The following is a 25834-nucleotide window of genomic DNA, read 5'->3' as shown; positions in this document are numbered from 1 at the left end:
CTTTGCCGCTAAACAGGGTTCAATGACCAACGCCACCACTCCCCGCATCCTGATCATCGCGGGCTCCGACAGCGGGGGCGGGGCGGGCGTGCAGGCGGACATCAAGACCGTCACCATGCTTGGCGGCTACGCGATGACCGCGATCACCGCCATCACCGCCCAGAACACGCTTGGCGTCACCGCGGTCCACCCGGTCCCGGCCGAGACCGTGCTGGCGCAGATCGACGCGGTGATCTACGACATCGGCGTTGACGCCATCAAGATCGGCATGATCGGCTCGGCCTTCACCGCCAACGTGGTCGCCGACCGGCTCGAGGCGCTCGAGCCCAAGGTCCCGATCGTGTTCGACCCCGTGATGGTCGCCACCAGTGGCGCGGCACTGGCCGACGACGCCACGGTCGCTGCTTTCACCCGGCTGATGGAGATCGCCACCATCTCCACGCCGAACCTCCCCGAACTGCAGCGGCTGACCGGCAAGGAAGACCCGGTCGAGGCCGCGCTGGCGCTGGTTGGCGCGCACGGTTGTGCGGTCATGATCAAGGGTGGCCACGACGAGGGCGACGCGCTCGCCGACGCCCTGATCGAGGAAGACAACATCACTAGCTGGCAGGGCAGCCGCATCGACACGCCGCACACGCACGGCACCGGCTGCACCCTAGCCAGCGCCATCGCAGTCGGCCTTGCGCAGGGGCACGGCCTGGCATCCTCCATCGCCGCCGCGCGCGAGTTCGTCCGCATGGCGCTGCACGAAGCACCTGGCCTCGGTCAGGGCCATGGCCCCATGGGCCACCACAAGGTCCGCCTCGATGTCGGCGGCGGGCCGCGGCTCAACCAGGTCACGGTCACCGGCAAGGATTACGCCAAGTCCGTCGCCTTCTACCTCAAGGTCGGCCTCAAGCAGATCGTCGACAGCCCGGAGAACGGCTACGCCCGCTTCGAGAGCTGGGGCGGCGGCACCCTCTCGGTCCAGATCGATCCCGAGGAAGAGATCGGTCCAACCACCGCCATCTACCTCGAATGCGACGACCTCGATGCTCGGGTGGAGCAACTCGCCCGCACCGGCCTTCCTTTCGAGCACGGCCCGCGCAACCAGCCATGGATGTGGCGCGAGGCGCGCCTGCGCGATCCCAGCGGCAACATCGTCTTCCTCTACAAGGCCGGGGAGCACCGCCGCTACCCGCCCTGGCGCATGGCGGAAGCGGAAGCGCCGGCAAAAATCGACGAGCCGAGCCCGGAACCCGCATTCGACTCTTTCGAGGTGAAGCGGGCCGTCCTACCCTAGGGACACGTGGCCAGACCCTGTTTCAAGCTTGAGCGTGATCACCCCATGCCGCTGGCCGGCGTGGACGAGGCCGGCTGCGCGCCGCTCGCGGGTCCGGTGGTCGCGGCCGCCGTGGTCCTTGATCGCGACAAGTTCCCCCGCGGCATCGACGACAGCAAGAAGCTCGATCTCGCCACCCGCGAAGCGATCCATGCCAAGCTGATGGTCCAGGCCCGTTGCGGGGTCGGCATCTGCACGGTGGAGGAGATCGACTCCCTCAACATCTACTGGGCGCGCATGCTGGCCATGATCCGCGCCGTCGAGGCGCTCGGCTTCGAGCCGGCGATGGTGATGGTCGACGGCAACCGCTGCCCCAAGTGGGACCGCCCCAGCCTGCCGATCATCGCCGGCGACGCCAAGTGCCGCTCGATCGCCGCCGCGTCCATCGTCGCCAAGGTGACCCGCGACCGAATCATGGCACAATATGCCGAGCAGCACCCCGGCTACGGCTGGGAACAGAATCGCGGCTACCCCACGCCCGACCACCGCCGGGCCTTGCGCGAACTCGGCCCCACGCCGCTCCATCGCCGCAGCTTCAACCTCGTCCGCGAGGCCCTCGCTGCCGCCGCGCAGCCTGATCTGTTCGCCATCGCCGCTGAATAGCCGGAAGACGAGTCCTCCGCGCCACACCACAGCCGATTGAGTCCCCTGGCCGCGACGAGACTCAACATCTTGTGTCCAGAATCATTGCGGACTCGTTCCGTTCTCCAGGTCCGAGCAGGCCGTTAACCCTTTCCCCGTTGACCGGGAGTCCGCCCGGACTCAGCATGGCGGCCAACACGGGGGTGCTCTTCATGAATCTCGTTCTGCCAGTTCGGCCGGTCCAGGAACGCGTGCGCGCCACGCCTATCTTCGACGATGGCCAGATCATCCTCGGCGATTGCATCGAGGAGCTGGCCAAGCTCCCGGCCAAGAGCGTGGACATGATCTTCGCCGACCCGCCCTACAATCTACAGCTCGGGGGCGACCTCTTCCGGCCGGAGGGCGGACGGGTCGACGCGGTCGATAACGACTGGGATCACTTCGCCAGCTTCGCCGCCTATGACGCCTTCACCCGCGCCTGGCTGACGGAGGCGCGGCGCGTCCTGAAGGACGACGGGTCAATGTGGGTGATCGGCAGCTACCACAACATCTTCCGCGTCGGCACGGCGCTCCAGGACCTCGGCTATTGGGTCCTCAACGACATCGTCTGGCGCAAGGCCAACCCGATGCCGAACTTCCGCGGCACCCGCTTCACCAACGCGCATGAGACGTTGATCTGGTGCGCCAAGGATGCGGACGCCAAGTACCACTTCAACTACCGCGCCATGAAGGCGCTCAACGACGACCTGCAGATGCGGTCGGACTGGGTGCTGCCGATCTGCTCGGGCGCCGAGCGGCTGAAGGACGTCGACGGCCACAAGGCCCACCCGACGCAGAAGCCCGAGAGCCTGCTCTACCGCGTGCTCCTCGCCTGCACCAAGCCGGGCGACACGGTGCTCGACCCATTCTTCGGCACGGGCACCACCGGCGCCGTCGCCCGCCGGCTCGGTCGCCGCTGGATCGGCATCGAGCGCGAAACTGCCTACGCCAAAGTCGCGGAGACCCGCATCCACGCCACCCTCCCGCTCGACGAAAGCGCGATGGAGACCGTCCCCGACAAGCGCTCGCAGCCGCGTGTCGCGTTTGGCCTGCTGGTGGAAAGCGGCATGGTCCCGCCCGGCACGGTGCTGAGCGACGCGAAGCGCCGGTGGAAGGCGGCCGTCCGCGCGGACGGTTCCTTGAACTGCGGTCCGCACACCGGCTCCATTCACAAGGTCGGCGCCGGCCTCAACAAGGCACCCAGCTGCAACGGTTGGACCTTCTGGCATGTCGAACGCCAAGGCCGCCTCGTGCCGCTCGACACCCTTCGGCAGGAGCATCTGGCGGGGGTGGAGTGACCCGTACCATCCTGCGCCCGACCGGCTTCGTCGATGCACCGTTCGGCCACGACGGCCAGGTTGCCCGCCTCGCGGGCGGCCTCAACTGGTTCAGCCAGGTTGAACTGATCCGCCCCGGCGAATCGAGCTCCGAGCTGGTGCCGGTCAGCGCCATCGAGGACCGTCTCGATGACGACACCGCCCGCCAGTGGACGGCACTCACCGCCGCCCGATCACTGCTCAAGCTGGGCGAGCGCACGATCCGCCTCGATCAGCCGCAGGTCGTCGGTATCCTCAACGTCACGCCCGACAGCTTCTCTGACGGCGGCAAGCACGGGGAGGGGAGGGACGCCGCGCAAGCTGGCTTCGGCATGGCCGAGCAAGGCGCCGCACTGATCGACGTTGGGGGGGAGAGCACACGTCCGGGCTCCAGGCCCGTCTGGGAAGGCGACGAGATTGCCCGGGTCGAGCCCGTCGTGCGCGCCTTGGCCGCCGGTGGCGTGGCCACCTCTGTGGACACCCGCAAAGCGGTCGTCATGGAAGCCGCGCTCGCGGCCGGCGCGCGACTCGTCAACGATGTCTCGGCACTCACCTGGGACCACCGCGCCGCCGAAGTGGTCGCCGCAGCGAAGGCACCGGTCATCCTGATGCACCATCAGGGGCGGCCTGAAACCATGCAAGGCAACCCCAGCTACCCGCGCGGCGTCCTCGCCGAGGTTTGGTTATGGCTGGAAGAGCGGATCGCCGCGGCCGTGGCTGCCGGCATCGACCGCGCGAACATCATGGTCGACCCGGGCATCGGTTTCGGCAAGACCGTCGCCCACAATCTCGAGCTCATCAATGGCCTCGCTGCCCTGCACGGCCTCGGCTGCCCGCTGGTGTTCGGCGCCAGCCGCAAGCGCACCATTGGCGCGCTCCACAACGAAGCGCCCGCCGACGCTCGCCTGGGCGGCAGCGTGGCCCTGGCGCTCAAGGCGGCGGAGCAGGGCGCCCAGCTGATCCGCGTCCACGACGTGTACGACACGGTCCAGGCCTTGCGCGTCTGGCGTGGCCTGCGCGACCAGGCGCTGACGCCGAAGGTCTAGAGGACGTGCCCGCCGTCGCTGACCAGTACGGCGCCGGTGGTGTAGCCGCTCACCTCGTTCGACAGCAGCACGGCGATCTGCGCGGCGATCTCCTCCGGCCGGGCGAACCGCCCGAGCGGCGTGCCGTCCTCGGCGATCCTGGCGAACGCACCCTCGCGGCCTAGCTCCGCCTCCAATCCGCGGAACCAGTCGGTGTTGTACCAAATCGGCGTCTCGACGCCGCCCGGCGCAATCGCGTTGACCCGAATCTTGCGGGGCGCACCCTCCAGCGCAGCGATCTTGGCCAGGTGGATCACCGCCGCCTTGGACGTGCCGTAGGCGCACAGGCCGGGCAGGGGCTTGATGCCCGCTGCCGACGCCACCAGCACCGCCGACCCGCCCTCGCGCATCGCCCGCATGGCCGCCTGCAAGGTCAGGAACACGCCGTCCAGGTTGACCGACATGACCCGCCGCCACTCCGCCAACGGCATGTCGGTGATCGGGCCGACACCCGCCACGCCGGCATTCACCACCGCATGGTCGAGCTCACCCAGCGGCCGCGACGACCAGAGCTGCGGGTCCGCCACGTCGCCAGCGATCCGCACCACCTCGCAGCTGAAGCTGACCTGCTCCAGCGCCTCCGCGTCCCGGTCCACCAGCACCAGCCGACCCGCGCCCTGTTCAGCCAGGTGTGTGGCGCAGGCGAGCCCGATGCCCGACGCGGCGCCGGTGATCAGGGTCGACGTACCCGAAAAGTTCACCGCCGTTCCTCCTCGTCGCGAAGAGCCACGATCATCGGCCCCAGAGCCGAAAAGCTGTCCATCCTGTGACCCGCCGGATCCCACAAAGAGCTGACCGACCCGTCGAGGTACAGCGCGTTTCGGCACCCCAGCCGATCCCGGAACAGCCGCGCCAGCTTGCCGAAGCTGACCGCTTCCTCGCTGATGACAAACAGCGGCACGCCGTGCGTGTCCACACCCACCGCGTTGCGCACAAATCGCGAGCGCCCATCCGCCTCGATCCGCGGGTGCAGCTTGCCGCCAATCAGCAGCATCGGCCCTGATTGCGTGGCGAGTCGGACGGTCTTGGACGGCTTGAACTGCTCCGTCGGCACCACCGCCGCGCTGCCGTCGTCCCGCACCAGGAACACGCCGTTGGGCTTCAGGTGAAAGTTACCGCCGCCGTCGCGCCGGTTCAGGCCCTTGAGCTCGCGCCCGTCCGCCACCGCCAGCCCGATCGGCAGCCCCCCCTCGTCGAACATTCCCGCGTTGACCGCAAAGGCCACGCGCTCCGCCCGCTGCCCAAGCACATGGTTCAGCGCGGCGAAGCTTCGATAAGCCCGTCCGTCCCGCCCGGCCACGTGCAGTTCAAGCCGCAGCTCGGCCGCCGAGCAGACGGTGAACCGGCTGCCGTCGAACAGCTCCGTCCGGCACGGCCCCGTTTCCTCCGGCACCTCCGCGGCAACTGCCGGCTCCGCCTTGCGGCATCCCGCCAGCAGCAGGAGAAAGGCAAGCACCCAGTGCATCGCCCCGCTTTGCCGGTGTGAGCCGACGTTGTCGATGGCGACCACTTCTGCTTGCGGGCGAGCGATTTCACCATCTCGGCTTCCTCGTTTGGTACAGCCGCCGCCAATTCACGTTCGGGCCGAGTGGTCGACTTCCGCTTCCAGAAAATACGCCCTTCGCATACCTGAACAATGCCGTTCCAACAGTAACCGCCAGGATCGACGGTAAGCCTGCGGAGTTGACGCTTGATCTGAAGTTTGGCGGGTCAGTTGCGCTCGGCAACAGTGCATGGGCTAGGTTGAACCTCGGCAGCAGGCCACAGATCGCGAAGGTTGCAACTACAGTTGCGGGGGATCTCTTTCGGACCTCAGAGGCAAGGGTCGATCGGTTGCAGGCAGGTCCGTTTAAGGTCGACTCCGGTACGGTTGCCCTGCAACCGATTTCGAACAGTGACGGCGACGGCCGGCTCGAAATGGGCTTTCTCTCCCACTTTGATTTCGTGCTGGACCAGAAGGCGCGGAAGCTATGGTTACTCACACCTGAGATACAGGCTCAACGGTCGACCCCTAATCAGCCGAGTTCAACTTCGCGGTAACGCGCGCCGGACTCCTCAGCCGAGGTTGTCGATGCCCAGTTCGCCGAGCTTGCGGTAAAGCGTCGAGCGCCCAATCCCCAGCCGCCGGGCAACCTCCGTCATCTTGCCGCGATAGTGGCCGATGGCGAGGCGGATGACGTCAGCCTCGATCTCCTCCAGGCTGCGGAGGTGCCCGTCAGGCTTCAGCAGGGTCACGCCCGGCCCGCCCGACATGGCCGCTTCCTGGCTCGCCTTGCTGAGTTCCGGCGCGAAGTCCTGCGCTCGGCCGTTGAAGCGTGACTGGATGGCGATGTGCGGGAAGTCGTCCGCCGTCAACGCCGATCCCTGGCACTGCAGCGCCGCACGGAACAGCACGTTGCTCAACTGGCGCACGTTGCCAGGCCAGCCGTAGCGCATCAGCACCGCTAGCGCATCGTTGCCCAGCGACAGCGGCCGGATCCCCGGCTGTCCGGCGATGCGGCCCAGCAGATGGCGGGCGAGCGCCGGAATGTCCTGCGTGCGCTCCCTTAGCGGCGGAACGGTAACGGTGGTCGCCGTCAAGCGCTCTGCCAGGCCGCCGTCGAACCCGTCCGGCAGCGGCGCACCGGTGGTGGCGATCACCCGCACGTCGACCGAGTGGCTGCCGTTGCAGCCGACCGGCCGGACTTCGCCCGTTGCCAGCACGCGGTCGAGCCGCTCCTGGGTCTCGGACGGCAGGTGCCCGACATCGTAGAGCAGCAGCGTGCCGCCGTCGGCCTCGACCAGCTTGCCCACCCGCTCGGCGAAGGCGCCCGGGAAGGCGCCCGCGACATGTCCGAACAGCTCACTGTCGATGATGTTGGCCGGAGTTGAGCGGCAATCGATACTGAGCAGCGGCCCTCTGGCACGCTGCGATGCGGCGTGGATCGCCCTGGCAATCGTCTCCTTGCCCGTGCCCGGCTCGCCAACGATCAGCATGGGCAGCCGATTGCGCGCGGCCTTGGCGGCGATCGCCAGCGCGGCGCGGAAGTCTGGAACGGAGCCAACCAGCTCGTCGAGCGCCAAGGCCGGCGCGAGCTTCTCCGACAGGGGCGCGAGTTCGCCGCCAGGCCGGCGCCGGTCCGCGTTGGCGGCCAGCGCCTCCATCAGCCTTTCCGGCGCGATTGGGGTCGCCAGGAAGTCGGATGCACCGGCGCGCATCGCCTCAACCGCCTGAGCGATGGAGCCGCCCTCGGCTAGGACAATGATCGGCAATCCGGGACGATCGCTGCGAAGGGTACGAACCAGCTGCGGGCCGCTCGCCGCATTCCAGCTGCCGACCAGCACGGCCTTGACCTCATGGCCATGCGGGCCGCGCAGCAGCTCGATGGCTTCGCTGAGGCCCGGTGCGCCAAGTGTGCTCCAGCCCGCCCGGCTGGCCGTGGCGGAGACGAGCCGCCGCTCGGTCAGGCCGGCGTCGACCAGCAATAGAAAGCGAATGGTATCCGCGCGCATGCCTGGGACATACAAGCCAAGGAGTAAAGAGTTGGTGTAGGGCGGCGGCGGCGTTATGCTCGCGTCAACAAGTCACCGCATCAGGGAGCAACCATGTCCATCCACACCTCCGAGCCGAACGGCAACCCGGTCGAATTCAAACGCCACGTCAACGACTACACCCGGGTCATGGCCCTGCTGAAATGGGGCGGCATCGCGTCGTTGGTCGTCGCGCTGCTCGTCGTAATCATCATCGCCAGCTGAGCCGGGCGGCTTGAAGCTCGCAGTCCTGAGGGAGACGGCACAGGGCGAGACCCGCGTGGCCGCCATCCCGGAAACGGCGAAGAAGTTCGCGGCACTGGGCGCTCGCGTCGCTGTGGAGGCCGGAGCCGGTGCTGCCGCCTCCGTACCCGACGGGGACTTCGCCGCCGCCGGCGCGGAGGTCGGCAGCCGGGCCGAGGTGTTGCACGATGCCGACCTCATCCTGTGCGTGTCGGGTCCGGAGCCGGACAGCCTTGCGGGTGCTCGGGCAGGCGCGCTGCTGATCGGCGCGCTTGATCCGTTCCGCCGGGCCGACGCGGTGCGCGGCTACGCCGCCGCCGGGCTTCAGGCACTAGCGATGGAGTGGATGCCGCGCATCACGCGGGCGCAAAGCATGGACATCCTCTCCAGCCAGTCCAACCTTGCCGGCTACAAGGCGGTGATCGACGCTGCTGCGGCGTACGGCCGCGCCTTTCCGATGATGATGACGGCCGCCGGCACCGTCAGCCCGGCGCGCGTGTTCGTCATGGGGGTTGGCGTGGCCGGGCTCCAGGCGATCGCCACCGCTCGCCGTCTTGGCGCCCAGGTCAGCGCTACCGACGTCCGCTCCGCCACCCGCGAGCAGATCCAGTCTCTGGGGGCCAAGCCGATCTTCGTCGAGGGGGTGGCCGGCATAGAAGGCGAAGGGCAGGGTGGCTACGCCGGCGAGACCAGCGATGAGTACCGCCGGGCTCAGGCTGAACTTGTTTCTAGCCACCTCTCCAAGCAGGATATCGTCATCACCACAGCGCTTATTCCGGGCAAGCCGGCGCCGCGCCTCATCAGCGATGCCCAGCTCGCCACCATGCGCCCGGGCAGCGTGGTGGTGGACCTCGCCGCCGATGCCGGCGGCAACGTCGAGGGTACGGTTTGCGGCGAGCGCGCCCAGCGGCATGGCGTAACGATCCTCGGCGCGCTCAACCTCGCGCGCAGCCTTCCGGCCGATGCCTCGGCCCTGTTCGCACGCAACCTGTACAACTTCCTCTCTGCCTTTTGGGACAAGGACTCTGGCGGCGCGGTGCTTCCGGCTGACGACGAGATCGTCCGGGCCATCACCCTCACCCGTGATGGGCAGGTCGTGGCGGAGCGACTGGCGAGCGCGTGAGGCTCGCCCCGCTGCCGGGAGTGCTGCTACTCGGCTCCTGACTCGCCGCCGCCCCACCGGACACGCGCGCCACGGCCGCGCAGCAACAGGCGATCCGCTTCGCGTTTGCGGAGCTCGAAACTCATATGGCCTGCGCCGACTATGATGCGCGCCGCTGGGACGCGACCCTGGAGCCCGTCCGGCAGATTGCGCGCCCGCGCGGGCTGCTGCCGCTCGTCGCGCAGAGCCGCGCCGGGTGGGAGCGCGGCATGGCCACGGCTGACCTATACTGCCTGACTTATGCAGCGGCGCTGGTCGCGCCACGCCGAGAGCGGCTGGAAGCCCTCATTCGCGCGGTGCCGCTCCGCTAAGCGCCATTCGGCAGAATGCAGGCGTCCACCCATGCGGCGCCGGTGACCTCCGCCAGCCGTTCCGGTGCGATCTCCACCGAGCTGTTGCGGCTGCCCGCCGCGGGAAATACCGTTGCGAATGCCTGTAGGCTGCGGTCGCAATAGACCGGCAATGGCGTGGCGAGACCGAACGGGCAGACGCCGCCGACCGGATGGCCGGTCAGCGCTTCGGTCTGCTCCGCCTCCAGCATCCGCGGCCGCCCGCCGAACACCGCCTTCGCCTTGGCATTGTCCAACCGCGCATCGCCGCGCGCGACCAGCAGGAACACCTGCTCGCCAACCCTGACGCTCAGCGTCTTGGCGATGCGGCCCGGCTCGACCCCGAGCGCCGCCGCGGCGTCCGCGACAGTGGCGGTGCTCGCGTGCGCCTCGATCAGGCGCACCTCCGGCGCATGCTTCGCCAACCACGTCCGCACGCTCGCCAGGCTCACATCATTCTCCGATCAGGTGCATGGCAATGGCGCGCGGGGAGGGGCGGCGGCGATGCTCGAACAGGTAGATGCCCTGCCACGTGCCCAGCTGGAGCTCGCCGCCGATCACCGGAATGGACAGGTGCACCTGCGTCAGCGCCGCGCGCAGGTGGGCAGGCATGTCGTCCGGACCCTCGTCGTCATGCTCGTAACCGTCGTTTTCGGGTGCTAGCCGGGCGAAGTAGCGCTCGACGTCACGCCGGGCGGCCGGCGCCGCATTCTCCTGGATCAGCAGGGACGCGGACGTGTGCCGGATAAACAGGGTCAGGAGCCCGTCGCGCACCTGCTGGGCGCGCAGCCACTCGACGACCTCGCCGGTGATGTCGTGCATTCCCGCATGAGGCGCGCTGAGCGTGAGGGAGCCGGTGACCTGCAACATGGCCCAGCCGCTACCCGCCAACAGAAAAGCGCGCCAGTCTTTCGACGGACGCGCTTGTCTATGTGCCCAGCCGAGCCCGGGCGGCGGTTAATGGCTTAACGCCAGCCGCAACCGAAGAGGTAGCTCCACATAAAACTCTCCCTGTTTCAGCAGCGAATCATTGCTGCTTGAGAGTGTATTAACCTTAATCGAAACGGTTAGCAAACGATTCACCATATTTTTCAACAGGTCGCGCGAACTCGTTTGAAGAACGCACCTTTGTTGCAGAATTCAGCGGAAAATCAGGCTACGCTGCGGAGGCTGCGAACCTGCAGCGCCTGCACCAACTCGCGCACGCCCATCGGTCGGCCGATCAGGAAACCTTGCGCCACGTCGCAGTCCATCTCGGCCAGCTGGTCCAGAGTCGCACGCTCCTCGACTCCTTCCGCGACCACGGAGCGGCCGAGCGAGTGGGCCAGGGCGATGGTGGACTGCACCATGATGAGGTCGGAGCGATTGACCTTGATGCCTTTCACGAAGCTCTGGTCGATCTTGATTTCGTTGGCCGGAATCTTCTTGAGATAGTCCAGCGTGGACAGGCCGGTGCCATAGTCGTCGATGGCGATGCGCACGCCCAGCGCCCGCAGGCCGTCGAGGATGGCCAAGCCCTCCTCGGCACTTTGCAGCGACTCGGTCTCGGTCAGCTCCAGGGTCAGCCGCTCGGGTGGCAGCTGGTGCCGGGCCAGCGCATGCTTCACGCGGCCCACCAGCTCGCGATCGGTCAGCAGGCGGGGCGAGATGTTCACAGCGATCGTGAACGGGGTTCCCCGCCGATTGATCGCCGCCGCCGTTGACACTGCCCGGTCGAGCACGAAATCGGTCAGCTTGGTGATCCGGCCCTGCTGTTCGGCGGCAACGATGAACTCGGCTGGGCTGATCGGACCCTTGTCCGGGTGCGTCCAGCGCGCCAGCGCCTCGGCCCCGATGACCTGGTTGCGGCGCAGGTCGTATTGCGGCTGGTAGGCGATCCAGACTTCGCCCTTGTCGATCGCCGCGTCCAGCTCGCCGAGCAGGGACAGCCGCCAGCTGACTTCCTCTTCCCGTGCCGGGTCGTGGTACTTCCAGCGCAGACCCTGGCTCCAGGCCTCGTTGGCGGCCACCAGCGCGCTGGCCAGCCGGCTTGCGTTGGCCCGACTGCTGCCGAGTTCAACGCCGAATGTCAGCGCCACGTCGATCGGGCGACCGCCCATGGACACCGGCGTCCGGAAGAGCGCGTGCAGCGCCTCAAGGTGGTTGGTCAGCGCTGCACTTCGCTCCGTGAACCAGGCGAACACGCCTTCGTCACCCTGATAGACCTTCAGCGGCTGGTCACCGACGGAGAGCCGCTGCACGATCTGCCGGACGAGTTCCGCTTCCTTTTGATCGCTTAGGGTCGAGGCGATCTCAGCATAGTTGTGCACCCGTGCCGCGACCAGCAGGCGGTCCGGTACCGCGCGGTTCTCACGCAGGGCGGTCAGGTTGGGCAGCCCGGTTTCCGGATTGGTCAGGCTGCCGCTGCGCCAACGACGCCAGGCTAGGCGAGTGCTCATGGCGATCAGGGCGACAAGGCCGGCCGAGACGTCCACGAAGATCAGGTTGGTCTCGAGCAGGACGGGAACTGTGAGCAGCAGCACAAGACCGGCGACGAGCGGCACCTCTTCCGAGCGGCGGGTCTGTGCGCGCAATGACAGGCAGCACGCCGCCAGCGCCACAAGCAGCGCGGGAAGAAAGCCGAGATCGACCGGCATTCCGTGTTTCAGCGTTTCCGCGCCGAGCATCTGCACATAGGTCATGCCCATGCGGCCACGGCCCGGAATCCAGACCTGGTCGCCCAGGGACTCGCCGTCCAGGCCAACCACCACCGACTTGCCGCGCAAGGATTCCTGCGGCACCCGACCTTGCAAGAGGTCGGCCGCGTCAATCCGCGGAATGCGCTTGGTGTCCACGGAGTAATCGATCCGGAACTGGCCTGCGGTCGGCAGCGCGGACCGGCCGGAAATGGCGGCCGCCATGCCGCCGATGGGTTGTCCCTCGTAGCCGCCCGCAAAAGGCGCGCGCCACACGGCGCCCTGGTAATTGTAGAACACCGAGATGTCGGCGAGATGCGCATGGCGCGAGAACATCGGCAATGGCCCGCCGCTCGCCTGCTCTCCCAGTCGGCCAGTTCCTTGCCGGGTGCGCACGGGCAGCGTGACGATGCCGGAGCGCTCAATTGCTTCCGCTAGCTGCCGATCCGCAGTGGCCGTGGTCCGGTCATTGACGGGAACCTGCAGGAACACTCCCTTGGCTCCGGCCGACGCGCTTCGGCTGATCACCTCAGCCAGCCTGGCTCGCGGCCACGGCCACGCGCCGATCTTCTGCGTGCTACGATCGTCGATTGCGACAAAGACGATCTCGCCGCTGGCGGAGCGCGGATGAAGGTTGTTGCGGGTCATCCGCAGGTAGTCTTCTGCAACTTCGCCGACTTCCAGGTAGCCGAAGATGCCGCAGACGAGCGTCAGCCACAGCAGCAGCTTCAACGGCTGCTTCGACCCGTCGGCCTGAGCGGAAGGCGGTGGCGAGCGCATGTCCCAGCCGGTTTGCCGCCAAAAGGTTATCAAAACGGAAACCGTTCGTGTTTTGACAATCGGTAACGGCGCCGAAATGGACCAGCGTTTTGCCCTGTTCTATGGCCGCTCGCCTGTGCCATGCTGCCCGCAATGCATGGACGATTACCTATGGGGAACGGTGCGGAAACGGCCCGGGACACCGCGAAGATGTCAATCACCGTGCGTTGGGGAGGCACGTACCCGCTACCTTTGTTACTTTAAGCGCCTGTTGAGGGAAGCTGCATGGACCTTATCTCCATCGTCTCGATCTTCGTCTTGGCCTGCTTCGTCGGCTATTTCGTCGTCTGGTCCGTCACGCCGGCGCTGCACACGCCGCTGATGGCCGTGACCAACGCCATCTCGAGCGTGATCATCGTCGGCGCCTTGATCGCGGCCGCCGCCAGCGGCAACCCGGTCGCCAAGTGGCTTGGCCTCCTCGGTGTGGTGCTCGCGTCCATCAACATCTTCGGCGGCTTCGCGGTGACCAGCCGCATGCTCGCCATGTACAAGAAGAAGGAGCGCTGAGCGGATGAGCCACGTTCATCGCGACTGGATCTTCGCCGTCACCTTCTCACCCGACGCCAGCATGCTCCCCGGACCCAATCCTGGCCTTGAGACCGCCGCTGCCCACGGCCAGCCCGCGTGGGTACTCCTGGCCTACCTCGCGGCGGGCGTCTGCTTCATCCTCGCCCTGCGCGGCCTGTCGAGCCCCGCCACCAGCCAGCGCGGCAATCGCCTTGGCATGATCGGCATGGCAATCGCGGTGGTGACAACGCTGCTCACGCATCTTCCGCGAACATCGGACTTTGTCGAAGTTCCCGGTACGGCAGCTTTCCGCTCCGGGGTCGATTGGGTCACAGCCGGCCTAATCCTCGCCGCCATCGCGATCGGCGCGATCATCGGCTTGGTCACTGCCCGCCGCATCCAGATGACGGCCATGCCGCAGCTCGTCGCCGCCTTCCACAGCCTGGTCGGCCTCGCCGCCGTCCTCGTCGGCGCCGCCGCCTACCTCAACCCCGAAGCATTCGGCATCGCCACTAGCTTCACCCCGATCGCCTCGCAGACGGTGGTCAACATCTTCCCCGTCAGCCGGATCGAGCTCGGCCTCGGCGTGGCGATTGGCGCCATCACCTTCTCGGGTTCGGTGATCGCCTTCCTTAAGCTCAACGGCAACATGAGCGGCTCGCCGATCCTGCTGCCTGCCCGGCACCTCATCAACCTCGCGACGCTCGGCGCCATCCTCCTGCTGATCGCCTACTTCACCCAGGACCAGAGCCCATGGGTGTTCTTCACCGTCATGGCGCTCAGCTTCGCCATCGGCTTCCTGCTGATCATCCCGATCGGCGGCGCTGACATGCCTGTCGTCGTTTCCATGCTGAACAGCTATTCCGGCTGGGCCGCGGCGGCGATGGGCTTCACGCTCCACAACAGCGCCATGATCATCACCGGCGCGCTGGTCGGCAGCTCGGGCGCGATCCTCAGCTACATCATGTGCCGAGCCATGAATCGCAGCTTCATCAGCGTCATCGCCGGCGGCTTCGGCGCGACCGCGGCGAGCGGGGCGGGGGGCGAAGCCATCGACCGTCCCTACAAGCGCGGCTCGGCCGAGGATGCCGCCTTCCTGATGAAGCAGGCCGACCAGGTGATCATCGTGCCCGGCTACGGCATGGCGGTGGCGCAGGCGCAGCATACGCTGCGCGAGATGGCCGACCTCCTCAAGGCCGAGGGCGTCCGCGTCAAATATGCCATCCACCCCGTCGCAGGCCGGATGCCGGGCCACATGAACGTGCTCCTGGCCGAGGCCAACGTGCCCTACGACGAGGTGTTCGAGCTTGAGGACATCAATTCCGAATTCGCCCAAACCGACGTCGCCTTTGTGATCGGCGCCAACGACGTCACCAATCCAGCCGCCAAGACCGACAAAAGCTCGCCCATTTACGGCATGCCAGTGCTCGACGTCGAGAAGGCCCGCACCGTGCTGTTCATCAAGCGTTCGATGGGCGGCGCTGGCTATGCCGGCGTCGACAACGAGTTGTTCTATCGCGACAACACCATGATGCTACTCGCCGACGCTAAGAAGATGGTGGAGGAGGTCGTGAAGGCGCTCGGATGAGTTCGCTCGCGTAACGGTTTGTCGCTCCGCCGCAACAGCCCGCCTTTGACGAGTTAACTATTCACCCAACCTCCATTCACCCGCTTGCCGGACGGGCAAGAGTAAGTGACAAAGGTCGCGAGGCTCCACGGCAGGAGCTTGAATCGACAGCAAATTTGTTACGGGGCCGCTCCAGTTTTCTGAGCGGCGGGGATGGGGAGTCATACGTTGCGCAAGCTGGGGATCATCGGCGGGGCGAGTTGGAATTCGACCGCGCTTTATTACGACCACATCAACCGCCAGGTGGCGCAGCGGCTGGGCGGCCTGCACAGCGCCCGCCTGGTGATCGAAAGCCTCGACTTCGAGGACGATTACGCCCGCTACCACCGGGTCAACGACTGGGCGGCCGCCGATCGCGTGGTGGTCGAAGCGGCCGAGCGGCTGAAGGCGGCCGGCGCAGACGGCCTGCTGCTCGCCTCCAATACCATGCACCGCTCGAGCGAGGCAATCGCCGCCGCCACCGGTCTGCCCTTGGTGGACATCCGCGAGGCCGCCGCCGAGTGCGTCGCCACGGACCGCCGCACCCGCATCGCCCTGCTTGGCACCCGCTTCACCATGACCGAAGCCTGGGCTCGCGGCCCTTATGAGCAGCGCGGCATCGCCATCCAGGAACTCACGCCGGAATGGCGCAAGGAGGTCGACCGCATCGTCTACGAGGAGCTCGCCGCCGGCCGCGTCGTCCGCGACAGCCAACGCAAGCTGAAGACGCTGATCACCGAACTCGGCAAGGCCAAGGTGCAGGCCGTTGTCCTCGGCTGCACCGAGTTGGTGCTGGCGGTAGACACCCGCGCCAACGTTCTGCCGGTCTACGACACCACCGCCATCCACGCCCGCGCCGCGGTCGAGTGGATGCTGGCCGACCGGGAGCAGGCGAGGGCGGCCGCCTGAGCCTCTAGGACGCGGCGGCGATGGCGATGATCGTCAGCGCCGCCCCGTCCGGCAGTTCCACCTCGTCGTCGACCTCTGCGCCGAGCATCGCCCGGACCAGCGGCGCCGTGAACGCGACCCGGTTCGCCGCCGGCTCGCTCTCGTCATGGCCGACGATCTCCACCGTCCGTTGCTGCCCGTCGCGCTCGTAGGTCACCCGCGTCCCCACCGCGACCCGCTCGCCCGACGTCGGCGGCGCCAGCTGCGCGCTCGCCTGCCGCTGCCGCCAGTAGCGCGCATCTCGCAGCACCGCCTTGCGCTCCTCTTCGCCCAAGGCTTGGGCGAGCTTAGCTTCCAGCTCCGCCACGTTTGCTTCGATCAGCCCGAGGCCCCGGGCCGTCACCAAGTTCGGTCCAGGCGGGATTGGTAGCTCGAACTTCGGCTCGAGATGCTCCTCATCGCTCTCCCGGCGGAAAGCGACGCTCATGAGTTTGAGACCGAACCGACTTGCATGCGGCTAATCTAAAGCCGCTGCGTCCAAGAAGATAGCAGCTCCGCCGTTTCCTTCGTTCCCACGTGCCAACTCTCAAGCGCAGTGATTAGAGCGCTCCTCAGCCCTGATGGGCGTAAGTCATCGAACTGTCCTACACGTTCCTAATGTGCCAGACAGGTTCGTGATGATGGGTGGTCTCCTCGGTTTGCGGCGATATCAGCGGTGGTGTTCCCGCGGCCGGTCCGTGTGGATAGGATTGTAGGTGTCGCCTTTGTCGCCTTCCGACTGCCGCATCGCCTCGAATCACGCCTAAGCAACCGTACGTGCCCGGCTTCCGAAATCCTTCCGCACCACCTACATCGCGGCTGATGAATCGCACTCCGGCCGACCGTCCCGAACACCCCCGTTCCGCCGAGCGCTTCAACGAGGACCAGGCGACCTTCACCGTGCAGGGCGGAGGAGAGGCCCCGGACCTGGAGGCGGGCGTCGCGGCGATCCGCAATGTCGTGAAAACCCTGCCTGCGCGCCCCGGCGTTTATCGCATGCAGGACGCGCGCGGCGACGTGCTCTACGTCGGCAAGGCCCGCGCGCTTAAAGCACGGGTCACCAACTACACGCAGGTCGCGCGTCTCTCCAAGCGGCTGCAGCGGATGGTCGCGCAGACCCGCTCCATGACCATCGTCACCACTCGCACCGAGGCGGAGGCACTGCTGCTCGAGGCGCAGCTGATCAAGCGCTTTCGGCCGCCCTACAACGTGCTGTTGCGCGACGATAAGAGCTTCCCCTTCATTCTCCTGCGCGAGGATCATGCGTTCCCCCGCGTTCAGAAGCATCGCGGCGCCCGCCGGGTGAAAGGCCAGTACTATGGCCCCTTCGCCAGCGCCGGTTCGGTCACCCGCACCCTCAATGCTTTGCAGAAGCTGTTCCTGCTCCGCAGCTGCTCCGACAGCTTCTTCCAGAACCGCTCGCGGCCCTGCCTGCTTTACCAGATCCGCCGCTGCTCGGCCCCCTGCGTCGAGCGGATTGCGCCTCCTGAGTATGCCGAGTTGGTCGAGGACGCGAAGAACTTCCTCGCCGGCCGCTCCACCAACGTCCAGGCGCGCCTGTCCAAGCTGATGGCCGAAGCCGCGGAAAAACAGGACTTCGAACTCGCCGCCATTTACCGCGACCGCCTCCGCGCCCTGACCTACGTCCAGGGCAGCCAGACGGTCCACGCCGAGGGGCTGGGCGATGCCGACATCTTCGCGCTCGCCTGCCAGGCCGGCCAGATGTGCATCCAGGCCTTCTTCATCCGCGGCGGCCAGAACTGGGGGCACCGCTCCTTCTTCCCGTCGCATACCGCCGAGGTGCCGGAAGCGGAGGTGCTCGCCTCCTTCCTGGTCCAATTCTACGAGGACATGCCGCCGCCCAAGCGCGTGCTGGTCGACCGCGACCTGCCCGAACCGGAGCTGATCGCTGAAGCCCTGTCCGAACGCGCCGAGCGCAAGGTGCTGATCGAACGGCCCCAGCGCGGAGACCGCCGCAAGCTGATCGAGCAGGCCAGCCGCAATGCGGAGGAAGCGCTGGAACGACGCCTCGCCGAGAGCACCACCCAGAGCAAGCTGCTGCGCGACCTTGCCGACACGTTCGAGCTGACCGACGTGCCCAAGCGGATCGAGGTTTACGACAACAGCCACATCATGGGCACCAACGCCACCGGTGCGATGATCGTCGCCGGGCCAGAGGGCTTCCGCAAGAACAGCTATCGCAAGTTCAACATCAAGTCGGCCCAGACCGACGACGATTTCGGCATGATGAAGGAAGTGCTGGAACGGCGCTTCGCCCGCCTCGAAAAGGACGATCCTGACCGGCAGAGCGGCGAGTGGCCCGACCTGCTGCTGATCGACGGCGGCCGCGGCCAGCTCAACGCAGTGCTGGAGATCATGGAAGACGCTGGGGTGCACGATGTTCCAGTGATCGGCGTCGCCAAGGGCCCTCACCACGGCCGGGAGGGGAGGGAGGTGTTCCACCTGCCGAACGGCCGCGAGCTGACCCTGCCGGTAAACTCGCCCCTGCTGTTCTACCTGCAGCGCCTCCGCGACGAGGCCCACCGCTTCGCCATCGGGACGCACCGCGCCAAGCGCGCCAAGAGCCTGACCACCTCGACGCTCGACGAAGTCCCCGGCATCGGCCCCAACCGAAAGCGCGCGCTGCTTATGCACTTCGGCACCGCCCGCGCGGTCAAGGGCGCGGCGCTGGAGGACCTCGAACGCGCCCCGGGCATCAGCAAGGGCACGGCCCGTCAGCTCTACGACTATTTTCACCCGAACGGATGAGGCTGACCACCCCGGCCATCGTCCTTGCGCTCCGCAGCCACGGCGAGCACGGCGCCGTCGTCCGCCTGCTCACCCCCAACCATGGCCTGGTCGCCGGCTATGTCCGAGGCGCTCGCGGCCGGCGCATGCGCCCGGTGCTGATCGCCGGCAACCTGGTGGAGGCGCAGGTGTCCGCGCGCACCGACGCACAGCTCCCGCAGATCTCGGTCGAGCTTACCCATAGCCGCGGTCCGCTGCTCACGGAGCCGCTCCCCGCAGCGGCCATCGAGTGGGCGGCGGCGCTCACCGCCACGGCCTTGCCGGAACAGCAACCCTACCCACGCCTGTTCCAGGCGCTCTCCGGCCTGCTCGATGCCATCGAAGCCGCACCTTCGGCGAGCGGCTGGGGCGCTGCCCTGGTTCGCTACGAACTGCTCATGTTGGCCGAACTCGGCTTCGGCCTCGACCTCGAAAGCTGCGCGGCGAGCGGCGCCACGGATCAGCTGGTCGCCGTCTCACCCCGTTCGGGGCGCGCGGTCAGCGCCGCCGAGGCCGCCCCCTACGCCGGCCGCCTCCTGCCGCTGCCTCCGTTCGTCCGCGACGGCGGGCCGGCTGCACTCCCGGACACGGTGGACGGCCTGACGCTCACCGGACACTTCCTGGCGCGGGACCTGCTCACGGACCGCGCCGAAAGCCTCAATGAAGGCCGCGCCCGCCTTGTTGAGCGTTTGCGCCGCGCCGCCGGCATGCCATAGGTCACTCCATGGCCCTGGACGCACTCGCAATCCTGTTCCCGTACGAGGCGACCACCAACGACGTCACCGTCCGGGTGGCGGTCTCGTACCTCGCCGAACAGTCCGCCCCCGCTACCGGGCGCTGGTTCTGGTCCTACCATATCCGCCTGGAGAATGGCGGTTCCAGGAGCGTGCAGCTGCTGTCTCGCTACTGGCGCATCGTCGACGGCCGCGGCGCCCTGCACGAAGTGCGCGGGGAGGGGGTCGTTGGCGAGATGCCGCTAATCGCACCAGGAGCGAGCTTCGACTATGTGTCCGGTTGCCCGCTCTCGACCGCGATTGGCTCCATGGAGGGCAGCTACCGCCTGGTCGACGAGGACGGGCAGGCGTTTGACGTCGCCATTCCCAAGTTCCCGCTGACCGGTCCGGCCTGATTGCCGCTGCACTTCTTCACGATCGGCTACGAAGGCACCACCGTTCCTGACTTCCTGGAGGCGCTGCGCTCCGCCGGCGTCCGTCAGCTGGTCGACATCCGGGCCCTCCCGCTCTCGCGCCGACCCGGCTTTTCCAAGTCGGCCTTGCGCGGCGCGCTGGAGGAAGCCGGGATCTCCTACGTCCACCTTCGGGCGCTCGGCACGCCCGCCGACGGTCGGGAGGCCGCGCGCAAGGGGCGGCAGGCCGACCTGGAGCGCATCTACCGCTCTCAACTCGAGCTGCCCGAAGCGATTGCTGCCACTGCGCAGCTGCGCCAGCTGGCAGGAGAGTCGCCCACCGCTCTGCTCTGCTTCGAGCGCGAGCCGGCTGGCTGCCATCGTTCGCTATGGCTCCGCTGGGAGGCGCCGGACGCGGCAGTGACCGACCTCTTCGCCTGAGCCGGCTGCTTCGTCCATTTCGGATCGAAGCTTAAGGCGTACCAAAGGCCCCACGGACCAATCTTCCGCAAGCTCGGGAAGGGGAAGGAAGAAGCCGGTGACCGCTTATGATCCGCAGTTGCACGACGAGGCGGGCAGGCTTCGGGCGCTACAGCGCTACAACATCCTGGACAGCGCGCCAGAACGCAGTTTCGACATCATCACCGCGCTCGTCCGCGACCTGCTGAATGTGCCGATGTGCGCCGTCTCGCTGATCGACGAGGGCCGTCAGTGGTTCAAGTCGCGCCAAGGTGTGGACGCTGCCGAGACCCCGCGGAACATGGCCTTCTGCGATCACACCATACGTTCGCGTACCCTGCTGGTGGTTGAGGACGCCGCCGCCGACCCGCGCTTCGCTGCCAATCCGCTGGTCACGGGCGGTCCCGGCATCCGCAGCTATGCCGGCGTTCCGCTGACGACTCCGGACGGCTACAATGTCGGTGCCCTGTGCGTGATCGATCGGCAGGCCCGGACCTTCACCGACCACGATCTTGACGTGCTGGCGCGCTTCGCGGGGCTGATCGTCGAGCAGATGGAGTTGCGCACACTCGCTATGACCGACTCGCTCACCGGCGCCCTCAGCCGACGCGGGTTCGTGGAAGCGGCCCGCCGCGCTTTCTGCGGCTTCGTCAGCGCGCAACGGCCGGCCGCCCTGATCAGCTTCGACCTCGACCGGTTCAAGTCGGTCAACGACCGCTTCGGCCATGGCTGCGGCAACGACGTCCTGCAGGATGTCGGTAGCCTGTGCGTGCGCTTGCTGCGGCCCGACGATCGCTTCGGCCGCCTCGGCGGTGAGGAGTTTGGCATCCTGCTAACCGGCTGCAACCTGCGCCAGGCCGTGGCGTGCGCCGAGCGTGTTCGCAAGGCCCTGGAAAATGCGGTACATCCGCTCTGCGGCTCGGTCACGGCCAGCTTTGGCATCGCCATGCTCGAACGCGGATCCGACTTCGACGACTGGCAGATGCGAGCCGATCGGGCGCTCTATGCCGCCAAGGAGCAGGGTCGCAACTGCGTGGTGGCGTTCAACCCCACCGTGCACGAGACGGGCCGGCAGCGGCGACGCAGCGATATCAGCAGCCTGATCGAGACCTGCGCGCGCTGGCGGACGGAATAGCTCAGACGTCGGCCGGTGCGTCGGCCTTCGTCTCGCTTTCGATCAGCGCTTCGATGTCGGGGATGGGCCGGCCGCTCATCTCCTTGTTGATGGAACAGACCACCCGTTTCTCAACTTCCTTGTGGAGCGCCTTGCGGAGTACCCCGAGCGCCTTGGGCGGGGCGACGATGCATAGGTGATCGAAGTCGTTCCGCAGGGCGCGTTTGCGCAGCTCTTCGGCCGCCTCTTTGACCCAATTGTCCTCGTCCTGCTGCTTGAAATCGGTCTCTTCCATCGCGGGGCGATGGGCATCGCCACCTGATCCGCCCGCTGCCGCCGTACCGGGCGCATCACGCTTCAGCTCTCGGTCGAAATGCGCATCGTCGCGCTCGTCATGCGCTTCCGTCCGCAGATCGATCTGGTTCTCGTCGCCCTGGTTACGGAAGAACAGCATCTTGCGGCCGTCGACGACGAGCACCAGCGCGTTGTTGGGAATGGGCATTCGGGTCTCCTTGCGTGTCGCTCAACTAACGCCCCCAACGAGACCCGGTTGCTCGTTTCCTAGTCGCTGACGCCCGGATCGACCGGCTTGTCGAGCTCCTGCTCCCCGGTGGTCGCGCCATCGTCCGGCGCCAGCTCGTCGGTCAGCGCCTCGACCTCGACTGCATCGCTCTCGTCGATCTTCGCCACGGACACCACATGTTCGGCGTCGCCGACGCGGAAGATCATCACGCCCATGGTGTTCCGGCCGGCGACCCGGATCGAGCCAACGGTGGTGCGGATCATCTTTCCCTGATCGGTTGCTAGCATGATCTGCTCGCCAGGCTTGACCGGGAAGCTCGCCACCACCCCGCCGTTGCGGGGGGACGTGTCGATGTTGGTGATGCCTTGGCCGCCGCGATTGGTGCGGCGGTATTCGTAGCTGCTGGTCCTCTTGCCGAAGCCGTTGCGGGTGATCGTCAGGATGAACTGCTCGCGCTCAGCCATTTCCGCCACGCGCTCAGCCGGGAGGCTGCAGTCCATGCCTTCGCGCTCGCGCCACGGCGGGCAGCGGAGATAGGCCTCGCGCTCTTCCTGCGTGGTCCCGGCCCGGCGCAGGATCGACATGGAGATGACCTCGTCGTCGCCCAGTAGCCGCACCCCGCGCACGCCCGTCGACGTGCGACTCTGGAACTCGCGCACGTCGGTCGACATGAACCGGATCGCCTTGCCGTTGCGGGTGGCGAGCAGGACATCGTCCTCCTCGCTCAACAGCGACACGCCGATCAGCCGGTCGGTCGTGTCCTCGCCTGCTTCATCGCCATCATCCGCAACCGCGAAACGCATGGCGATCTTGCCGGCCGTCGGGATATTCCGGAACGAATCCATGCTGTTGCGCCGTACCGTCCCGTGGGCGGTCGCAAACATCAGGTGCAGGTCGCTCCAGCTCTCCTCATCCTCCGGCAGCGGGAGCACGGTGGTGATCACCTCGCCGCCCTGAAGTGGCAGCAGGTTGACCATCGGCCGGCCCTTGGCGGTCGGTCCGCCCTCCGGCAGGCGCCACACCTTCATGCGGTACACGCGCCCGAGGTTGGAGAAGAACAGCACGGGGTTGTGGGTGGAGGTTACGAACAGGTTTGTGACCGCATCCTCATCCTTGGTGCTCATGCCCGAGCGGCCCTTGCCGCCGCGCTTCTGCTCACGAAACACCGACAGGGCCGTGCGCTTGATGTAGCCGGTCATGGTGACCGTCACGACCATCTCCTCGCGCTCGATCAGGTCCTCGTCGTCGATTCCGTCGGCCGCCGCTGCCAATTCGGTCTTGCGCGGCGTCGAAAATTCGCGGTCGACCTCGTCGAACTCCTCGCGCATCACCTCGTACAGGCGCGCGCGATTGCCAAGGATCTCAAGCAGTTCACCGATGCTCTTCGCAAGGCCTTCCAGCTCGTTGCCGATCTCGTCGCGGCCCAGCGCAGTCAGGCGATGCAGCCGCAGGTCGAGGATCGCCTTCACCTGCGCCTCGCTCAGCCGGTAGGTGTCGCCCGCGGCCTGCGGCTCGACCGCCTCCACCAGGCGGATGTAGGGCCTGATCTGGTCGGCGGACCAGTCGCGGCTAAGCAGGGCCTCGCGCGCTTCGGCCGGGGATGCCGAGCCGCGGATGATCCGGACCACCTCGTCCAGGTGGGTTACGGCGACCACCAGGCCGAGCAGGATGTGGGCCCGCTCACGCGCCTTGAGCAGCTCGTACTTGGATCGCCGCGTGATCACCTCTTCGCGAAACTTGACGAAGCTCTCGATGATGTCCCGCAGCGCCAGTGTCTCCGGCCGCCCGCCGCGGATCGCCAGCATGTTGGCGGGGAAGGAGCCCTGCGCCGGCGTGTGCCGCCACAACTGGTTCAATACGACGTCCGGAGTGGCGTCGCGCTTCAAGTCGATGACAATCCGCACGCCTTCACGGTTGGACTCGTCACGGATGTCGCTGACGCCCTCAATCCGCTTCTCCTTGGCGGCCTCGGCGATCTTCTCGACCAGCGCATTCTTGCCCTGCTGGTACGGGATCTCCGTCAGCACGATCGACCGCCGGTCGCCGCGCCCTTCCTCGACCTTGTAGCGCGAGCGGACCACGATCGAGCCGCGCCCGGTCGTGTAGGCGCTGCGGATACCGGCGGTGCCCAGGATGATAGCGCCCGTCGGGAAATCCGGCCCCTTCACATGCTCCATCAGCGCTTCGGACGTGACCGCCGGATCGTCGATGTAGGCGCGGCACGCGGCCAGCACCTCGCCCAGGTTATGCGGCGGAATGTTGGTGGCCATGCCGACCGCGATCCCGCCCGCACCGTTGACCAGCAGGTTGGGGAAGCGCGCCGGCAGCACCTGCGGCTCGCGCTCGCTGGCGTCATAGTTCGGCTGGAAGGTGACCGTATCCTTGTCGAGGTCGCCCAGCAGGAACCCCGCCGCCTTGGCCAGCCGTGCTTCGGTATAGCGCATGGCCGCCGGCGGATCGGGATCCATCGAGCCGAAATTGCCCTGGCCGTCGATCAGCGGCACCCGCATCGACCAGTCCTGGGTCATGCGGGCCAGCGCGTCGTAGATCGCCGTGTCGCCGTGCGGGTGGTACTTACCGATCACGTCGCCGACGATGCGGGCCGACTTGCGGTAAGGCCGGTTGTAGAAGAACCCGTTCTCGCTGGCCGAATAGAGGATGCGGCGGTGCACCGGCTTCAGCCCATCGCGCACGTCCGGCAGCGCGCGGCTGACGATCACCGACATGGCGTAATCGAGGTAGCTGGTCTTCATCTCCTCGACGATGGAGATGGGGGCAATCGCGTCGCTGGGTGCTTCCGCCGGCGGTTGGGTGGCCAAGGTTCGAGTTCGCTCTTCTGCTGTTCGTTACGCGCGGGGACCCGCTGGGAACCGACTAGCAGCCCGCGCGTGCGCGGGCGAGCGCTTATCGCTCAATCGCGCACGAACAGCGGCTTGTCCGCCGTGCTGCCGTCCGAGTGGTACGACCAGCCGTCCCGGTCGAAGCCGGTGAGCGCGGCCGGATCGTCGACCCGCTCCTCGCACACCCAGCGCGCCATGGCGCCGCGAGCCACCTTGGCCGTGAAGCTCTGGAACTGCAGCCCCTTGGCGGTCGCCACTCGAAAGTCGGGCGCGATCAATCGCACGCCGCGCTTGGGCAGGTGCGGACCGACGGCCGCGTAATATTCGTTGCTGGCGAGGTTTAGCAGCGTCGCGGACCCGTCCCCCTTCACATCTTCCAGCACCGCCCTCGCGACCTTCCTGCCCCAGAAGTCCGTCAGCTTGCCCCCCGCCGGGGACCAGGCCGTGCCCATCTCCAACCGGTAGGGCCGGACGGCATCGAGCGGCCGAACCACCCCGTACAGTCCCGACAGGATGCGCAGGTGCTCCTGCGCGAACGCGATCGTATCGTCGTCGGCGCTCGCCGCGTCGAAACCGCGATAAACGTCACCCGCGAACATCCGGATTGCCGGCCGCTCGCCGGCTTTGGCGAAGCCGCGAAAGCGCCCGACGTTCAGCTCCGCCAGCTTGTCGCTGATGTGCATCAGCCCGGCCAAATCTTCAGCCTTGAGCTTAGCTGCCGCCCGCGCCAGCCGGGCGGCCTCCTTCTCGAACCGCGGCCGCGTCGGCTCGTCGCTACAGGGCGTCGCAAGGTCGAGGGTTTTGGCGGGGGACAGCAGGATGATCACGCGGGGCGCGTTAGCAACGCGCGGCGACCCTCGTCAA

The 25834-nt window shown here is 67.2% G+C and carries 25 protein-coding genes; 15 read left to right on the top strand and 10 right to left on the bottom strand.

What is annotated here, in order from left to right; translation table 11 throughout:
* Positions 1-22: 22 nt before the first annotated feature.
* The 4 genes from thiD to folP all read left to right on the top strand — a co-directional run bounded on the left by thiD (position 23) and on the right by folP (position 4304).
* Complete coding sequence (gene thiD / locus OMW55_RS07035; RefSeq protein WP_264881842.1) at positions 23-1282, top strand: bifunctional hydroxymethylpyrimidine kinase/phosphomethylpyrimidine kinase; 1260 nt, start codon at positions 23-25, stop codon at positions 1280-1282.
* Positions 1283-1288: 6 nt separating this feature from the next.
* The gene (locus OMW55_RS07030; protein WP_264881841.1) at positions 1289-1924 is read left to right on the top strand and encodes a ribonuclease HII; all 636 of its coding nucleotides are present in this window, start codon (positions 1289-1291) and stop codon (positions 1922-1924) included.
* A gap of 191 nt (positions 1925-2115) precedes the next feature.
* On the top strand, positions 2116-3240 hold the full coding sequence (locus tag OMW55_RS07025; protein ID WP_264881840.1) for a site-specific DNA-methyltransferase: 1125 nt from the start codon (positions 2116-2118) through the stop codon (positions 3238-3240).
* Entirely contained in the window at positions 3237-4304 is a 1068-nt protein-coding gene (gene folP / locus OMW55_RS07020) for a dihydropteroate synthase (protein ID WP_264881839.1), read from the top strand. Before OMW55_RS07025 ends, folP begins: the two co-directional genes overlap by 4 nt.
* On the opposite strand, the gene OMW55_RS07015 is transcribed toward folP, so the two are convergent.
* The 3 genes from OMW55_RS07015 to OMW55_RS07005 all read right to left on the bottom strand — a co-directional run bounded on the left by OMW55_RS07015 (position 4301) and on the right by OMW55_RS07005 (position 7835).
* Positions 4301-5044 carry an SDR family NAD(P)-dependent oxidoreductase gene (locus tag OMW55_RS07015; protein ID WP_264881837.1) on the bottom strand — a complete coding sequence of 248 codons (744 nt, stop codon included), beginning with the start codon at positions 5042-5044 and terminating at the stop codon, positions 4301-4303. The two genes, folP and OMW55_RS07015, sit on opposite strands and share 4 nt — an antisense overlap.
* Positions 5041-5808 (bottom strand): phosphodiester glycosidase family protein, encoded by a 768-nt coding sequence (locus OMW55_RS07010; protein WP_264881835.1) that lies wholly within the window; start codon positions 5806-5808, stop codon positions 5041-5043. Before OMW55_RS07010 ends, OMW55_RS07015 begins: the two co-directional genes overlap by 4 nt.
* Before the next feature lie 590 nt (positions 5809-6398).
* Positions 6399-7835 carry a sigma-54-dependent transcriptional regulator gene (locus tag OMW55_RS07005; RefSeq protein WP_264881834.1) on the bottom strand — a complete coding sequence of 479 codons (1437 nt, stop codon included), beginning with the start codon at positions 7833-7835 and terminating at the stop codon, positions 6399-6401.
* Positions 7836-7928: 93 nt separating this feature from the next.
* Here OMW55_RS07005 and OMW55_RS07000 point away from each other — a divergent pair, with 93 nt between their 5' ends.
* The 3 genes from OMW55_RS07000 (at position 7929) to OMW55_RS06990 (ending at position 9569) form a co-directional block, all read left to right on the top strand.
* The gene (locus OMW55_RS07000; RefSeq protein WP_264881833.1) at positions 7929-8078 is read left to right on the top strand and encodes a hypothetical protein; all 150 of its coding nucleotides are present in this window, start codon (positions 7929-7931) and stop codon (positions 8076-8078) included.
* A 10-nt stretch (positions 8079-8088) separates the two neighbouring features.
* The gene (locus OMW55_RS06995) at positions 8089-9219 is read left to right on the top strand and encodes a Re/Si-specific NAD(P)(+) transhydrogenase subunit alpha (RefSeq protein ID WP_264881831.1); all 1131 of its coding nucleotides are present in this window, start codon (positions 8089-8091) and stop codon (positions 9217-9219) included.
* Between the two features lie 125 nt (positions 9220-9344).
* Positions 9345-9569, top strand: a complete 225-nt coding sequence (locus tag OMW55_RS06990) for a hypothetical protein (RefSeq protein WP_264881830.1) — start codon at positions 9345-9347, stop codon at positions 9567-9569.
* Here OMW55_RS06990 and OMW55_RS06985 read toward each other — a convergent pair.
* The 3 genes from OMW55_RS06985 to OMW55_RS06975 all read right to left on the bottom strand — a co-directional run bounded on the left by OMW55_RS06985 (position 9566) and on the right by OMW55_RS06975 (position 13042).
* Positions 9566-10039, bottom strand: a complete 474-nt coding sequence (locus OMW55_RS06985; RefSeq protein ID WP_264881828.1) for a YbaK/EbsC family protein — start codon at positions 10037-10039, stop codon at positions 9566-9568. The two genes, OMW55_RS06990 and OMW55_RS06985, sit on opposite strands and share 4 nt — an antisense overlap.
* A 1-nt stretch (position 10040) precedes the next feature.
* Complete coding sequence (locus OMW55_RS06980; protein ID WP_264881826.1) at positions 10041-10457, bottom strand: secondary thiamine-phosphate synthase enzyme YjbQ; 417 nt, start codon at positions 10455-10457, stop codon at positions 10041-10043.
* A 281-nt stretch (positions 10458-10738) separates the two neighbouring features.
* Positions 10739-13042 carry a putative bifunctional diguanylate cyclase/phosphodiesterase gene (locus OMW55_RS06975; RefSeq protein ID WP_264881824.1) on the bottom strand — a complete coding sequence of 768 codons (2304 nt, stop codon included), beginning with the start codon at positions 13040-13042 and terminating at the stop codon, positions 10739-10741.
* Between the two features lie 264 nt (positions 13043-13306).
* Between OMW55_RS06975 and OMW55_RS06970 the strand changes: the two genes are divergently transcribed.
* The 3 genes from OMW55_RS06970 to OMW55_RS06960 all read left to right on the top strand — a co-directional run bounded on the left by OMW55_RS06970 (position 13307) and on the right by OMW55_RS06960 (position 16103).
* Positions 13307-13588 (top strand): NAD(P) transhydrogenase subunit alpha, encoded by a 282-nt coding sequence (locus tag OMW55_RS06970; RefSeq protein WP_114227924.1) that lies wholly within the window; start codon positions 13307-13309, stop codon positions 13586-13588.
* A gap of 61 nt (positions 13589-13649) precedes the next feature.
* Positions 13650-15176: an NAD(P)(+) transhydrogenase (Re/Si-specific) subunit beta gene (locus tag OMW55_RS06965; protein ID WP_264882041.1), complete on the top strand. Its 1527-nt coding sequence runs from the start codon at positions 13650-13652 to the stop codon at positions 15174-15176.
* A gap of 207 nt (positions 15177-15383) precedes the next feature.
* Complete coding sequence (locus OMW55_RS06960; protein WP_264881823.1) at positions 15384-16103, top strand: aspartate/glutamate racemase family protein; 720 nt, start codon at positions 15384-15386, stop codon at positions 16101-16103.
* A gap of 4 nt (positions 16104-16107) precedes the next feature.
* On the opposite strand, the gene OMW55_RS06955 is transcribed toward OMW55_RS06960, so the two are convergent.
* Positions 16108-16569: a GreA/GreB family elongation factor gene (locus OMW55_RS06955; RefSeq protein WP_264881822.1), complete on the bottom strand. Its 462-nt coding sequence runs from the start codon at positions 16567-16569 to the stop codon at positions 16108-16110.
* 374 nt (positions 16570-16943) lie between these two features.
* Between OMW55_RS06955 and uvrC the strand changes: the two genes are divergently transcribed.
* From uvrC to OMW55_RS06930, 5 genes are all read left to right on the top strand, one after another.
* On the top strand, positions 16944-18890 hold the full coding sequence (uvrC, locus tag OMW55_RS06950; RefSeq protein WP_264881821.1) for an excinuclease ABC subunit UvrC: 1947 nt from the start codon (positions 16944-16946) through the stop codon (positions 18888-18890).
* Positions 18887-19624 carry a DNA repair protein RecO gene (gene recO, locus OMW55_RS06945; protein ID WP_264881820.1) on the top strand — a complete coding sequence of 246 codons (738 nt, stop codon included), beginning with the start codon at positions 18887-18889 and terminating at the stop codon, positions 19622-19624. Before uvrC ends, recO begins: the two co-directional genes overlap by 4 nt.
* Before the next feature lie 8 nt (positions 19625-19632).
* Positions 19633-20037 (top strand): Co2+/Mg2+ efflux protein ApaG, encoded by a 405-nt coding sequence (apaG, locus tag OMW55_RS06940; protein WP_264881818.1) that lies wholly within the window; start codon positions 19633-19635, stop codon positions 20035-20037.
* 6 nt (positions 20038-20043) lie between these two features.
* Complete coding sequence (locus OMW55_RS06935) at positions 20044-20475, top strand: DUF488 domain-containing protein (protein ID WP_264882039.1); 432 nt, start codon at positions 20044-20046, stop codon at positions 20473-20475.
* A 97-nt stretch (positions 20476-20572) separates the two neighbouring features.
* A complete protein-coding gene (locus tag OMW55_RS06930; protein WP_264881817.1) occupies positions 20573-21628 on the top strand; it encodes a GGDEF domain-containing protein in 1056 nt (351 codons plus the stop codon).
* A gap of 1 nt (position 21629) precedes the next feature.
* On the opposite strand, the gene OMW55_RS06925 is transcribed toward OMW55_RS06930, so the two are convergent.
* The 3 genes from OMW55_RS06925 to OMW55_RS06915 form a co-directional block, all read right to left on the bottom strand.
* Entirely contained in the window at positions 21630-22109 is a 480-nt protein-coding gene (locus OMW55_RS06925) for a host attachment family protein (protein WP_264881815.1), read from the bottom strand.
* A gap of 59 nt (positions 22110-22168) precedes the next feature.
* Entirely contained in the window at positions 22169-24949 is a 2781-nt protein-coding gene (gene gyrA / locus OMW55_RS06920; RefSeq protein ID WP_264881814.1) for a DNA gyrase subunit A, read from the bottom strand.
* Between the two features lie 92 nt (positions 24950-25041).
* Positions 25042-25797, bottom strand: coding sequence for a YaaA family protein (locus tag OMW55_RS06915; protein ID WP_264881812.1), 756 nt, complete (start codon positions 25795-25797; stop codon positions 25042-25044).
* Between the last annotated feature and the right edge of the window lie 37 nt (positions 25798-25834).

Origin of the sequence: Sphingomonas arvum, from assembly GCF_026013565.1 — a bacterium.
Lineage (GTDB): Bacteria > Pseudomonadota > Alphaproteobacteria > Sphingomonadales > Sphingomonadaceae > Sphingomicrobium > Sphingomicrobium arvum.
Note: the sequence above shows the minus strand (reverse complement) of the source record. Positions and strands in the feature narration are given on the sequence as shown.